Here is a 14,325-nt window from a genome sequence, read left to right as displayed (position 1 = left end):
TTCTTTTTTTTTTTAAATCTTATATACTTCGTTTACATTAATCTGTGTTGTAAATAAACCATAGTTTACAAAAACAATTTCTTTTTTTATCTTATCAATTGTTCCAACACTTGAAGAACCATGAATTTTTACTCGATCACCAACTTTCAAAGCATCAATTTTTTTCTGAGTAGCTGCTTTTTCTTTCTTTTCGATGACTTCTTTTTGTTGAGAAATTGTTTCTGAATTTTCTTTTAATTCGCGTTTAACTTCTTTCTCTACAATCTTTTCGATTTTCTTTAATTGTTGAACTTCTTTCGTTTTTTTCGAGTTTTCCATTTCAATTAATTTCAAGAAATTCGAAATCATTTGCTTTTTATTTTTCGTTTTCAAATAAGAATCCGCCATGTCTGAAATACGTTCTCCAAGTTTCAAACGTTTTTGTTCACGATCATATAATTGCTGAAAATCGTATAGTTTTTGTTGAATTTTTTCGTTTGTTTGTTCTAATTTTTCATTGTGTTCAATATTCGTTTCGCGCAACTCTTCAACATGATCTTTTGTTTTCTGAATCTCAAATTTTTCCTGTTGAAGTTTCAAAATGGTTTTATCCAAACTCACTTTTTCACTTTCAACCTTTTTCTTTGCGCGATTAATCAAACGAAACGGAATTTTATTTTTCTCTGCAACCTCAAATGTAAACGAACTTCCGGCTTGTCCAATTTCTAAACGATAAAGCGGTTCCAAACTTTTTTTATCGAACAACATACATGCGTTGATCGCTTCTGGCAAACTTTCTGCACTCAATTTGATATTGGTATAATGCGTCGTAAAAACACCGAAAGAATTACGTTCATAAAATTCTTCAAAGAAAACTTCGGCCAAAGCTCCACCCAATTCTGGATCAGAACCTGTCCCAAATTCATCAACTAACAATAATGTTTTATCATCAGCATTTTTCAAGAAATACGACATTTGTTTTAGACGATAACTGTATGTTGATAAGTGATTTTCAATGGATTGATTATCTCCAATATCTGTGAAAATTTGATTAAAGAATCCAAATTGACTTTCATCTTTTACAGGAACTAAAAGACCGCTCTGGATCATAATTTGAAGCAAACCAATCGTTTTTAACGTAATTGATTTTCCTCCAGCATTTGGACCAGAAATAATGATAATACGACAATCTTCGTTAATTTCTAAACTCTGCGGAATCGTTTTTTGAGCTTTTCTTTTATTGTTTAAGAATAAAACAGGATGATAAGCATCGACTAATTTGATAATTCGATTCTCAGAAAGTTGAGGTAAAATTCCATTAATCAAAAAAGCATAATTTGCTTTCGCTTGTGTAAAATCGATGTATTCTAAAAACGTTTGATATTCTTCAAGATTTGGTTTGTATTCTGCAATTTGAGCAGTTAAATCTAATAAAATCTGAATAACCAAATGTTTTTCTTCTTCTTTTAATTCTTCCCATTCACGACGAGGATTTTGTACACTTTCTGGCTCAATAAACGTAATCGATCCAGTTTTAGAAGTACCTAAAAATTGCCCTTTCACACGTTTTCTCAAAGCAGATTTAACGGCCAAAACGCGACGATTTCCAACAACAGATTCACGAATGTCATCCAAATAATCCGAATGATAAGACATCGATTTATTGAATAATTCGGTAATTCGTCCATTCAAATGACGCAAACGATCGCGTACAATTTTCAGTTCAGGACTTGCGTCGTCCTTGATTTCTCCAAATTTATTGAATACTTGATCGATTAATTTTATGATATTTTTTTCGTAAGTAATCGTTGAAGCTTTCTCAAACAAAACAGGTGCATATTCGTTGAAAGCTGTCAAATATTTCAAGATTTCTTTCACTTGAAGCGTATTTGCCTTGATTTTGAAGAATTCTTCTGCAGGCAAATAATAATTCTCAATTTCTAATCGGCTTAGATTTTCATCTAAAATATAATATTCTGAAAACGGAAAACGATTTCCCGTCTCGAAACTTGTTAAATATTCGTTTGTCGTTTGTAGATCTTGTACCAAAAGTTGGTGATCCTGATAAGGTTTTAAGTTAAAAATAAGTGCCTCAACCTTTTCTGTATAAGCAAATTCTGCGATTTCTTTTTGAACCGCATTAAATTCTAAATCTTTTAAAGTTTGTTCTGATATTTGCATTAACGCAAAATTACGGATAAAATTTCGACAAATTCAAAATCATGAAATACTTTGAAATCCGTGATTTTTTATGACCGATCAAAGTGAATGACATTAATTTTGACCTTATTAATATATGTCATTTGATCTGTGTTAGTATTTGCTTTGCTACTTCTGAAAACTGATTTTTTAGTTTCATTTGGTTTTAAATCAATAGTTAAAGTTTCGGAATTGATTGTCGGATTTGGATTTTTAAATTCAAAAGTTAATTTAACTTTTACTGAAAAATCCTTGTTTTTATTCTTCACTTCAGTGCTTATGTTGTATGTTCGGTCTGCATTATATATCATATCTGTATTCAAAACTTTTATATTATTTTCAATTTTCCGGCCTAAATCATAAGGATCATCATCAGCAAAATCTATACAAGAATTTAGTATAAAAAAGGGAATTAGGTAAAGAAACTTTTTCATAGAGGTTAAAATTGGTTAATTTTGTTTCTGTATAAATATATGAAAATGGATGTGAAATTAGATGCTTCTTGGAAAGAAGTTTTAAAGAATGAATTTGAAAAAGATTACTTTAAAATATTGACAGATTTTGTACGAAATGAGTATAAAACAAAAACAATATATCCTCCCGCATCCAAAATATTTTCTGCGTTAGATTATACGCCTTTTGATAATGTAAAAGTTGTTTTGATTGGTCAAGATCCCTATCATGGAGTTGGACAAGCAAATGGTTTGTCTTTTTCAGTTGCCGATGGAATTAAATTACCTCCAAGTTTGCAGAATATTTATAAAGAGTTGAATGATGATCTAGGAATAGGAATTTCGACTTCAGGAAATTTGGAAACATGGGCCAAACAAGGTGTATTATTATTAAATGCAACATTGACGGTTGAAGCTTCTAAGGCAGGTTCGCACCAGAAAAAAGGTTGGGAATTATTTACAGATGCTGTAATACAGAAGCTTTCTGATCAAAAAGAAAATTTAGTTTTTATACTTTGGGGAGCTTATGCTCAAAAAAAAGGAGCAAAAATTGACCGAAATAAGCATGTTGTTATAGAATCTGCTCATCCTTCTCCATTAGGAGCTTACAGAGGTTTTTGGGGAAGTAAACCTTTTTCGAAAACTAATGATTTTTTGAAAAGTAAGAATCTACAACCTATAAATTGGGAAATCAAAAGTAAATAATTTACATCGCCATAATTTTTTGTAAATAAGAATTAAAAGCTGTAGGGGTGTTTACGTTTATATACGGAACTTTTTCGGTTATTTTTTCTTTTAGAATAGTATAAGTAGCTACAAAAATGGTAACATTTGGAAGATTTTTCGTGATTGATTCGAGATAAATTTCAAGAGAAGTGGAATCATAATTTTTAGAGATATAAATAAAAATATGTGTTATTTGAGTATTTTCAATACATTCTAAAATAGAATTTAAACTCTGATTTTCCCCTAAATAAATTCCTTTTTCGTTATTAATTTTTAAAAGAAGATGAGTATAAATTAATTCTAAATCTTCATTTTCTTTTTCAGGTAAAAATAAAAGCCATTTACGAGAATTTTGATCTGAATATGAAATTGATTTAATCAAATAAAATAGATGTTTTCTAATTAAATTTTTAGAAAAGGAAATAACCGATTCTTGAATCGTATACTTTTCCAGAATGATAGACATTTTGCTTAAAAAAGGAAAAACAATATCTATACAACATTTTTCGATTCCAATTTTATTGAAACAAAGTGTAAGAATAGCGTCAAAGAAACGTGTGTCATATGAAAAACAAGAACAGATTAATAACTCAATAATAGGTTCGTAACTTTTGTTTTTCTGGATATAATTTTGAATTTCAAATTCGGATAAAAGTTGTATTTCTGAAAGTGATTTTACACTTAAATTTTCTACTGTATATTTTTTGTTTGATTCAATTAAAAAAGAAATAATAATAACTTTTTTTAAGTGATCGTGGTTAAATAATGAATTTTTATCAATCTTATCCTCGTTAAACAATTTGAACTTTTTATCCCATAAAACAATCATTTGTTCATCTAGTCTTGACAGATCTGATAGATCTTTTAGAGAATAAGTATTCATAAGTAGAATTCTAAAATAGTTCTCTTTAAAGTTAATAATATATTGTAAATAAATCAATATAAATTATAGTGATTTATTAATAAAACATTAATATTTTATTGAATATGATAATTTTATCTGCACGAAAAACATTGAAATTTATGTTATCTTAGCAAGAGTCATAAAAAATCAAAATCACAAATAAATGTCACAAATTACTCAAGAAGAAAAGAAAGAAAAGTTTGTACATCCAATACAAGAAGTATACACTCCTAAAAACAAAGTACGTATTGTAACTGCTGCTGCTTTGTTTGATGGGCATGATGCGTCGATTAATATTATGCGTCGCATTATTCAAGCAACGGGTTGCGAGGTAATCCATTTAGGTCACGATAAATCGGTTGAAGATGTTGTAAATACTGCGATACAAGAAGATGCAAATGCAATTGCAATGACATCTTATCAAGGAGGTCACAACGAATATTTCAAATATATGTACGATTTGCTTCAAGAAAAAGGAGCGGGTCATATCCGCATCGTTGGAGGTGGAGGTGGAGTAATTTTACCGTCAGAAATTAAAGAGTTGATGGATTACGGAATTACACGTTTATACTCTCCTGATGATGGTCGCGAATTAGGTTTGCAAGGAATGATTAATGATATGGTGGAGAAAGCAGATTTTCCGACAGGGCCATTAGAATTGCCAGAAGGAAAAGATGTTTATCAATCATTAGAAGATAAAGATATCACGACGATTGCGCGACTAATTTCGTTGGCAGAAAATCGTGAAGAAGATTTTTTGAAGGCATTTGATTTCGATAAAGTAGCTGATAAATCTGCACCGGTTTTAGGAATTACGGGAACAGGAGGAGCAGGAAAATCGTCTATGGTAGATGAATTAGTGCGTCGTTTTTTGATTGATTTTCCAGAAAAATCAATTGCTTTGGTTTCTGTCGATCCATCAAAAAAGAAAACGGGTGGTGCTTTGTTAGGAGATCGTATTCGAATGAATTCTATCAACAATCCTCGTGTTTATATGCGTTCGCTGGCTACTCGTCAATCAAATTTAGCGTTATCGAAATATGTGGAGGAAGCGATTCAGGTGTTGAAAGCTGCGAAATATGATTTGATTATTTTAGAAACTTCTGGAATTGGTCAGTCAGATACCGAAATTTTAGATCATTCTGATGCTTCATTGTATATCATGACGCCAGAATTTGGTGCTGCAACGCAATTAGAGAAGATTGATATGTTAGATTTTGCTGACATTGTGGCGATTAATAAATTCGATAAACGTGGTGCGTTAGATGCCTTACGCGATGTAAAAAAACAATACCAACGTAATCATAATCTTTGGGATATAAATCCTGATGAAATGCCTGTTTTTGGAACAATTGCTTCACAATTTAACGATCCAGGAACCAATCAATTATACCAATCAATCATTGATAAAGTGGTTGAAAAAACAAATGCAGATTTGAAATCTTCTTTTCAAATTACAAAAGAAATGTCAGAGAAAATCTTTGTTATTCCACCATCAAGAACGCGTTATTTATCAGAGATTGCTGAAAATAATCGTGGATATGATGTTCGTGCAAATGCACAGAGAGATGTAGCTCAAAAACTATATGGTTTCTTTAAAACAATTGAAACACTTTCTGGAAAAAAGCCAACAATTTCTCAACACGGAATTGATATTTCTGGAACTGAAAATGCAGATTTAGTTAAAATTCTTTTAGCTGAATTTGATAAATTAAAAATGAATTTAGATCCTTTCAACTGGGAAGTAATCACGACTTGGGACGAAAAGGTAAACAAATATAAAAATCCAGTTTATACATTTAAAGTGCGTGATAAAGAAATTAAAATTCAGACACATTCTGAGTCTTTATCGCATTTACAAATCCCTAAAATTGCATTGCCAAAGTACGAAGCTTGGGGCGATATTTTACGTTGGGTTTTACAAGAAAACGTACCGGGTGAGTTTCCTTTTACTTCGGGATTATATCCATTTAAACGTGAAGGTGAGGATCCAACGCGTATGTTTGCGGGTGAAGGTGGACCAGAGCGTACCAATCGTCGTTTCCATTATGTATCGAAAGGAATGCCAGCAAAGCGTTTGTCTACAGCGTTTGATTCGGTAACTTTGTATGGAAATGATCCAGGTCATCGTCCTGATATTTACGGAAAAATTGGTAATGCTGGAGTTTCGATTTGTTGTTTAGATGATGCGAAGAAATTATATTCTGGTTTCGATTTATCACATCCAGCTACTTCGGTTTCTATGACGATTAACGGTCCTGCGCCTATGTTGTTAGGTTTCTTTATGAATGCCGCAATTGATCAAAATTGTGAAAAATACATCAAAGAAAATGGTTTAGAAGCTGAAATTGAAGCAAAAATCAAAGCTATTTACGAAGATAAAGGTTTGGAAAGACCTCGTTACAATGGCGATTTACCAGAAGGAAATGATGGTTTGGGGTTAATGCTTTTGGGTGTAACTGGTGATCAGGTTTTACCTGCAGAAGTTTATGCTGAAATTAAGAAAAATACGTTAGCTCAGGTTCGTGGAACTGTTCAGGCAGATATTTTAAAAGAAGACCAAGCACAAAATACGTGTATTTTCTCAACAGAATTTGCGTTGCGTTTAATGGGCGATGTGCAAGAGTATTTCATCAATCAAAATGTACGTAATTTCTATTCGGTTTCTATTTCGGGTTACCATATTGCAGAAGCAGGAGCGAATCCTATTACGCAGTTAGCGTTTACATTAGCAAACGGCTTTACGTATGTTGAGTATTATTTATCTCGCGGAATGGATATCAATGCGTTTGGGCCAAACTTATCGTTTTTCTTCTCGAATGGTATCGATCCAGAATATTCAGTAATTGGTCGTGTGGCGCGTAAAATTTGGGCAAAAGCCTTGAAAAATAAATACGGAGCTAATGAACGTGCGCAAATGTTGAAATACCACATTCAAACTTCGGGTCGATCGTTACACGCGCAAGAAATTGATTTCAACGATATTCGTACGACGTTGCAAGCTTTATATGCGATTTACGACAACTGTAACTCGTTACACACTAATGCGTACGATGAAGCAATTACAACGCCAACAGAAGAATCGGTTCGCCGTGCAATGGCTATTCAGTTGATTATCAATAAAGAATTAGGTTTAGCGAAGAACGAAAATCCAATTCAAGGTTCATTTATAATTGAAGAATTAACGGATTTAGTAGAAGAAGCAGTTTTACAAGAATTTGATCGTATTACAGAACGTGGTGGCGTTTTAGGAGCGATGGAAACGATGTATCAACGTTCTAAAATTCAGGAAGAATCATTGTATTACGAAACATTGAAACACAACGGAACGTTCCCAATTATTGGTGTAAATACGTTCTTAAGTTCAAAAGGTTCGCCAACAGTGGTTCCTGCGGAGGTTATTCGTGCAACAGAAGAGGAAAAACAATTTCAAATTAAAACTAAAGAAAACTTGAATAAAATTAATGAACAACAAGCTGAAAGTGCATTAGAAACTGCACAACAAGCGGCTATTAACAATCAAAATATTTTTGAAGTGTTGATGGAAGCAACCAAAGTTTGTTCATTAGGACAAATCACTTCTGCCTTATTCGAAGTAGGCGGACAGTACCGTAGAAATATGTAATTTTTTTATTAATAATACTTTAACAGCCTCATCTTTTGATGGGGTTGTTTTCTTTTAAAAATACTTATAAACTAATATGAAAAAAAATGTAATTGTAGCTTTATTCACCTTGTTAGCAATGCCAAGTTTTGCACAAAAAGTTTTACATACCAATGAAAAAATGCTTGAAATAAAAGTAAATGGTAAAATATCAAGCAAATCTTGGGCTATTAATTCTAAAATTAAGCCAGATGTTTTTATGGCAGAAGTTTCAAATGAAAAGAGTGAAGTGATTTATTCTGATGGAAAGAATAATCTTTCTTTTGATTTAAAAAAAGGTGAAACGATTGATTTTTTAATCATTCAGAATAAGAAAGATACCGCTTATCAACGTATTATTGGAATTGCACCTAACGTAAATTTTACAAAAGATTATATCAATAAATATAAAGGAAAAACTGAAGTTGCGATTCCGGAAGTGAGTGAATTGGTCAATATTTTAATGGCTTTGCATCCCGATGCTGAGAAAGAAATTAATATGTTTGACACCAAAACAGAATATTATAAACAAGTAAAAGAGTACTTTAAGCCTTATTTGAATCATCCTGCGATAGATACGATTAAAAAATATATTACAGATTTACAGTATATTGAGGATTACAAAGGAAATATGTTTTCTAATACAAGTTATCGCTATTATTATGCCTTGAAAATGAATGCTTGTGCATATAATTTTGATAAAAACGGAGAGATTAAAAATAATGGAAACATAGGTCAAATGGCAAAAGGCTGGTATACGTTTGATCCGATGAAAGATGCAAAAGTGTTCCAAGATTTTGCAAAAGTGAGTAATTTTAGAGTATTCTATAAGAACAACCAACCGTATTATACAGAACTTTTGCAAAGGTATAATCAATTAAATCCAATTCAGAAAATGCAAAATTGGTTGGATAAAAAGTTCGGATTTGGTTATGGTTCATACGCAGTATATTTTTCGCCGTTAATTTATGGAGCGCATTCTACATCGCGTTTTGAGGATAACGGATTTACACAAACTATTATGTTCATTGCTCGTGCAGATTTTGATTCAAAATTGACTCCTACGCAAAATGAATTGTTAGAATCACGTGTTGTATTTACTGAAATCGATCATAATTATGTAAATCCTGTTTCTGATAAATATGTGAAACAAATCAATGAAGCATTGTCAAATCGTAAAAAGTGGGCGAAACCTACAATAACTGATATGTATGAATCACCTTACAAGGTTTTTAACGAATACATGACTTTTGCTGTTTATACATTATATGTTCATGATAATTATAGCAAAACAGATTTGGATAAATATTTGCCAGAATTGAATGGAATGATGAGTAATATGAGAGGTTTTGCGAAATTTACAGATTTTAATCAAGTAATGCTTGCAAAGTACAAAGAAAATCCATCAATTAATATGACTGATTTATATGAATATATGCTTGATTGGTGTAAAAAAGAGAATGAAATAGATTAGTTTTTTATACAAATAATAGATTTTTTTAATTTCAAACATGAAAAATTTCCTACTCAAAAAAGATATACAAATTTCTGCAAAACGATATTTTATCGATGCAATGGGCGCAATGGCTTATGGTTTATTTGCGACTTTATTGGTTGGTACAATTTTGAAAACTATTGGTGAAGAGTTAGATATTTCTTTTTTAACTGATATTGTTTGGCCAGTTGCGAATCAAGCGACAGGACCTGCGATAGCATTGGCTATTGCTTATAGTTTACGAGCACCTCAATTGGTGTTATTTTCGTCAGCAGTTATAGGAATTGCAGCATATCAATTAGGTGGACCTTTAGGTGTTTTTATAGCGACAATTGTAGCGGTTGAAGTGGGAAAAATGGTAGCAGGCGAAACACGTATAGATATTGTAATTACACCGATTATTACTGTTTTGGTTGGAGTAATCTTAGCACAAATCATTGGTCCTTCTGTTCAACAAATGATGAAATGGATTGGTGAAATAATTATATTTTCAACCGATTCTAATCCTTTGATAATGGGAGTTGTAATTGCTGTAATTGTCGGTATGGTTTTGACTTTACCAATTTCATCAGCTGCTTTGTGTCTAATGTTAGAATTAGACGGTTCAGCAGCTGGAGCTGCAACAATAGGTTGTTGTGCACAAATGATTGGATTTGCTACAATCAGTTTTAAGGATAATGGTTTGAAAGGTGTTTTAGCACAAGGATTAGGGACAAGTATGTTACAGGTTCCGAACATTTATAAAAATTGGAAAATTTGGATTCCACCAACTTTAGCTTCAGCGATTATAGGTCCAATTGCAATTATTTATTTCAATATGGAAAATACAGCTCTAGAATCGGGGATGGGTTCTTGTGGTTTGGTTGGACAAATAGGAACTTTCAATGCTATGAAATCTAAATATGATACTTCATATATTTTAACTTCAATATTAATTTTGCAAATCATTGCTCCAGCAATTATTTCATATTTAATTTACATTTTCATGAAAAAGAAAAACTGGATAAAAGATGGTGATATGAAGTTGAGGTAAATAAAAAATCGGTTGGATAATTCCAACCGATTTTTTATTTAGTTTATACAATATTGATTATTGTAATTTCGAAAAATCAATTTGTGGTGCAGTTTGTTTGTTATCAAACTTGAAAGCTGTTCCAGGTTGTTCAATTTCATTAAAAAAGCCTCCCATCTTCAAGAAATATCCAGTAGATGTTGTTCCTCCAGTTGCATCAATACGTTGATTTGCTTTATAAGTTGCATCAACAGTTAATTTTGCTCCATTTACTTTTTTCCATTCTCCATCATAAACCCATTGATTGTTGAAGTTTACTTTTCTAGTTAAGTAACCTTGTGTTGGCATAAAATTTTCTAGGAAAGAGTGAAATCTTTTTAGGTATGTATTTGTTTTAGGGCGTTTAAAGCTTGCGATGATTTGCCAATTATTCGTTTCTGGCATAAAAAACCAAGCTGTATAAGTTGTCGAATTATCACCATTTGGAACACCTTTCAATAAGAATTTATACGTTGTATCGGCTTTCCAATTGTATTTCATATAACTTTGTCCACCAGAACCTTCGTTACCGAATTCTCCTGTTTTCACATTGTCTCCTTTCTTTAACAAAACGATTTTTTCATCATCAGGAATACTTTTTGGGTCATCAGTTACGAAAGGACTCCAAACTGAAAACAAAATACGTCTTTCCGTTTGTGAATTAGCTTGAATTCCGAAATATCCTTCTCCAAAACCGTTTGCCATATAATAAGAACCAATTATATCAGCGTCTTTTGGTACAACGATTTCATTGTAGTAATATGAAACATTTTTCTCTGTAGGGATTTCGTAAGCCAAATGGCAAGAAGGTCCACGTCTCGCCCAATAATAGTACTGCGGATCGTTGCTATAAATAATTCCGTTGTCTACTGCAGTTCCACTAACTATCAAATCTGTAATAGGGATTTCGCCTTTCAATCCGCTTAAATCAACAGAAACATAACCCGGTTTTGAAATAGCGAATGTACCTACAGAAATAGTTTTATCAGTAGATTTCCAATTGTATTTTTTTGTTTTTTTATTGAAACCAACATTTAATTGAGCGTCATTTTTAGCTTCACCCTTTAATTGAATATTAACATTTCCAGTTCCTAAAACTTTGAAATACGTTTTTGTTACATTTTTAGTTTGTGGAGAAATTAAAGCATTCACTTTTGTAACTGTAGAAGATGATCCTTCTTTATGACCGACTTCAAAAGCATTTCCAACCAAAGGAATGTCATAAGTTTTTGTTTGTTGTGCGATTACATTTCCTCCAACCAAAACGGAAAGAGAGAATAAGATGTAATGAATTGTTTTCATGGTGTTAATTTAATTTATATTTTAATAATTCGTATCCCCTCCTTCAAGACTAACTGTATTTGATTCTTTTACAGTTTTTTTAAGAACATTTTTATCATCATTGTTATTCTTCGGTTGATTTATTTCTTTTTCAATGATTTGTGTAGGTGATCTATCTACAGCATTAATTTGTGGTTGGTTTTCTTCAATCTTTTGATTTTCAGTAGTTTTTCGGTTGGTGTTACGCAATTTATCCAACAAACGTTTTGCTTGCTTAGCTTCTTCGGTTCCGTCATAAGCCGTAATTACAATTTCTAAAGCTTGCTCAAAATCGCTATCTTTTCCAGTTTGTTTGATTACATAAGCATTTAATAAAGCAAATTTAGCAATGATAATTTCAGTAGGAAATTTTACAATTACTTCTTGTACTTTTTTCTTTACGTCATCATATTTTTTATCTTGATACAACGTGTATGCAACTTTGTAGGCTTCTAAAGCTTCTTTTGTTTCAGCAGTGATGTATTCAACTTCTGGATTAAGAATATAACCTGCATAAATCGTATTTGGATACTTTGTTAGAATCACATTTTTGTATTCATCTTCTAATTTTTGATCACGATTTTTATAAATACGATACAATTGATAAGTCGCTTTTAATAACACATCATCAGATTTTGGAGGCGAAGCAACCAAGGCTTTCAATTCTTTTCCAGCTAATTCAGCATTATTGAAAATATCAAAATATCCTGTACCTAAAGACAATTGCGTTGTATCTCTCACAACTTTCAACTCATTCAATACTTTCTGAGAAGTTGGAATTTGATCTAAATAATAATCAAGTTCAAAACGTCTTGGATCGCCAGCAGCAATTTGCCCTGTCAATTCATTCTGTTTGTCCTCAATTACAGTACTTATCGCATTCGAATTTCTCCAATTATCTTTCAACGAAATTCCTCCCCAAATACGTTGGAATTCTTGCTGTCCAGTCGATTTTAAATTTTGATTATAGAAATAGAATTTTCCTTTATCAGCATTATTGAAACTCGTCGTAAAACTTGCTGTTTTATTCTCTAACTGAAAAGTTTCCATTTCTTTTTGCTCTTCTATAGCTTGCTTTTCTTCTTTTTTCTTTAATTTTTCAATATAATCTGTGAAGAATTTTGATTGATCTTCTTTTGGAAGTGCAGCAAGTTTTAGAATCGAATCATTTTTCTGAACTAAATAATGTTTTTCCATCAATTTTTTCAAAACATCATTTCGTTTCTGAATACGCGTTTGATCTTCTGGCAAATTATAACTCGTTTGTGCCGAATCATAATAAGCCGATGCGTAAACATAATCGTTTTGCTTGAACTTTATATCACCATAATTTTCGAAAGCGCGCCCACGAATATAAGGATCAGACATTGGTTCCTTCAAACTCAATTTTGCATATTCTACAGCATCATCCATTTTGTCAGCTCGAAAAGCCATTTCAGAAATTCCGTAATATAACTCGTTTTTCTTCGATGCATAAATTCCTTTATTCGAGATGTCCAACAAGTTTTGCTTGTAATTTCCATAATTATTAATTTTTGGATCAAAATTAGCAGCAATCGCTAATTGCGATTTGATTTCCATATCAAATCCAGGCTTCATTTTATAAACTTGCGTGAAAGCTTCACCAGCTTCTTGTTGTTTTCCTAATTTAGAAAAAACTTGTCCTAACGTATAAAATATTCGAACTCGTTCATCTTTATTTGTAGAAAAATATTCGGCTTTTTGCAATGGATCAAGTGCTTCTTCGTACTTTTTTTGATCAATTAAAAATTGAGCATAGGTACGCGCAATCATTGTTTTTAATTCTTTACTTTTATACGGATCGTTTTCGTAAAGTTTTTGTAAAGTTTCGATTCCATCAAAGTAATTTCCACCTTTTATTTCGGCAACAGTTTTGTAAACATGCGCTTCTTGCGCGTATTTAGAATCTTTGAAATTTTTGACAACATAGTTTAAAGCATCAAGCGCTTCAAAGTATTTTTTTTGATAAAATAATGATTTTCCAATCAATAAATAAGCGCGACCCATCAAAGGATTATTTTCTTTTCCTTTAATTAACATCGAATGTTTTTCGATTGCTTTCGAAGCTTTTGCCTCTACAGCAGCAAATCCAAGAGGTTTTTCTACTTTATCTTGATTATTTCGATTTCCACTTCCAATACCAAAATTGGGCGTATTAAATTCACCTAAATTAGCAGAGTCCGAAACAGAAAAATATTCTATTCCAACAGGTAAAATCTTCGAGTAATTTTCTACATAATTTGTTTGTAGTTCTGTGTTCTTTTTTTCTAACTCATCCTCAGCATTGAATACTCCATTAAACCACGATGTCATCTTGTGATATTGTCGGTTTTTGAAACTATTTTTTTGCGTAGAACAGCCGATTAAAAAACTTGCGGCGAAGATACTCAGTACAATCTTTTTCATGATAGCGAATAAAAACAAATCTACAATAAAACGTTCGATTAGAAAAAATCTTGTATCCTTCGAAAAAATAAGATAATTTTATGTGGAATAGAAATAATAGAGAAGCGACTTTTTACGGGATGATTATAA

General features: G+C 31.8%; 9 protein-coding genes. 4 read left to right on the top strand and 5 right to left on the bottom strand.

What is annotated here, in order from left to right:
* Positions 1–12: 12 nt before the first annotated feature.
* Positions 13–2,160, bottom strand: coding sequence for an endonuclease MutS2 (locus N5E64_RS11275; protein WP_280037633.1), 2,148 nt, complete (start codon positions 2,158–2,160; stop codon positions 13–15).
* 68 nt (positions 2,161–2,228) lie between these two features.
* Positions 2,229–2,612: a DUF5004 domain-containing protein gene (locus N5E64_RS11270; RefSeq protein WP_115000084.1), complete on the bottom strand. Its 384-nt coding sequence runs from the start codon at positions 2,610–2,612 to the stop codon at positions 2,229–2,231.
* Between the two features lie 45 nt (positions 2,613–2,657).
* On the opposite strand from N5E64_RS11270, the gene N5E64_RS11265 reads away from it, so the two are divergent.
* Entirely contained in the window at positions 2,658–3,335 is a 678-nt protein-coding gene (locus tag N5E64_RS11265) for a uracil-DNA glycosylase (protein WP_280037632.1), read from the top strand.
* A 1-nt stretch (position 3,336) separates the two neighbouring features.
* Here N5E64_RS11265 and N5E64_RS11260 read toward each other — a convergent pair whose 3' ends face one another.
* Positions 3,337–4,239, bottom strand: a complete 903-nt coding sequence (locus N5E64_RS11260; RefSeq protein WP_280037630.1) for a hypothetical protein — start codon at positions 4,237–4,239, stop codon at positions 3,337–3,339.
* Positions 4,240–4,423: 184 nt separating this feature from the next.
* Between N5E64_RS11260 and N5E64_RS11255 the strand changes: the two genes are divergently transcribed.
* The 3 genes from N5E64_RS11255 to N5E64_RS11245 all read left to right on the top strand — a co-directional run bounded on the left by N5E64_RS11255 (position 4,424) and on the right by N5E64_RS11245 (position 10,431).
* Positions 4,424–7,885, top strand: coding sequence for a methylmalonyl-CoA mutase family protein (locus tag N5E64_RS11255; RefSeq protein WP_257468100.1), 3,462 nt, complete (start codon positions 4,424–4,426; stop codon positions 7,883–7,885).
* Positions 7,886–7,961: 76 nt separating this feature from the next.
* Positions 7,962–9,377: a DUF4932 domain-containing protein gene (locus tag N5E64_RS11250; protein WP_125350330.1), complete on the top strand. Its 1,416-nt coding sequence runs from the start codon at positions 7,962–7,964 to the stop codon at positions 9,375–9,377.
* Positions 9,378–9,414: 37 nt separating this feature from the next.
* On the top strand, positions 9,415–10,431 hold the full coding sequence (locus tag N5E64_RS11245; protein ID WP_125350329.1) for a PTS transporter subunit IIC: 1,017 nt from the start codon (positions 9,415–9,417) through the stop codon (positions 10,429–10,431).
* A 57-nt stretch (positions 10,432–10,488) separates the two neighbouring features.
* Here N5E64_RS11245 and N5E64_RS11240 read toward each other — a convergent pair whose 3' ends face one another.
* Positions 10,489–11,751: a DUF3472 domain-containing protein gene (locus N5E64_RS11240; RefSeq protein WP_125350328.1), complete on the bottom strand. Its 1,263-nt coding sequence runs from the start codon at positions 11,749–11,751 to the stop codon at positions 10,489–10,491.
* A gap of 21 nt (positions 11,752–11,772) precedes the next feature.
* On the bottom strand, positions 11,773–14,103 hold the full coding sequence (locus tag N5E64_RS11235) for a tetratricopeptide repeat protein (RefSeq protein ID WP_280037628.1): 2,331 nt from the start codon (positions 14,101–14,103) through the stop codon (positions 11,773–11,775).
* Positions 14,104–14,325: the final 222 nt, after the last annotated feature.

This window comes from Empedobacter sp. GD03739 (genome assembly GCF_029843245.1).
Lineage (GTDB): Bacteria > Bacteroidota > Bacteroidia > Flavobacteriales > Weeksellaceae > Empedobacter > Empedobacter falsenii_B.
Note: the sequence above shows the minus strand (reverse complement) of the source record. Positions and strands in the feature narration are given on the sequence as shown.

Excerpts from the sequence above, each read along its gene's own strand:
- N5E64_RS11275 (WP_280037633.1), bottom strand. The coding sequence starts at position 2,160 with ATGCAAATATCAGAACAAACTTTAAAAGATTTAGAATTTAATGCGGTT.
- N5E64_RS11270 (WP_115000084.1), bottom strand. The coding sequence starts at position 2,612 with ATGAAAAAGTTTCTTTACCTAATTCCCTTTTTTATACTAAATTCTTGT.
- N5E64_RS11265 (WP_280037632.1), top strand. The coding sequence starts at position 2,658 with ATGGATGTGAAATTAGATGCTTCTTGGAAAGAAGTTTTAAAGAATGAA.
- N5E64_RS11260 (WP_280037630.1), bottom strand. The coding sequence starts at position 4,239 with ATGAATACTTATTCTCTAAAAGATCTATCAGATCTGTCAAGACTAGAT.
- N5E64_RS11255 (WP_257468100.1), top strand. The coding sequence starts at position 4,424 with ATGTCACAAATTACTCAAGAAGAAAAGAAAGAAAAGTTTGTACATCCA.
- N5E64_RS11250 (WP_125350330.1), top strand. The coding sequence starts at position 7,962 with ATGAAAAAAAATGTAATTGTAGCTTTATTCACCTTGTTAGCAATGCCA.
- N5E64_RS11245 (WP_125350329.1), top strand. The coding sequence starts at position 9,415 with ATGAAAAATTTCCTACTCAAAAAAGATATACAAATTTCTGCAAAACGA.
- N5E64_RS11240 (WP_125350328.1), bottom strand. The coding sequence starts at position 11,751 with ATGAAAACAATTCATTACATCTTATTCTCTCTTTCCGTTTTGGTTGGA.
- N5E64_RS11235 (WP_280037628.1), bottom strand. The coding sequence starts at position 14,103 with ATGACATCGTGGTTTAATGGAGTATTCAATGCTGAGGATGAGTTAGAA.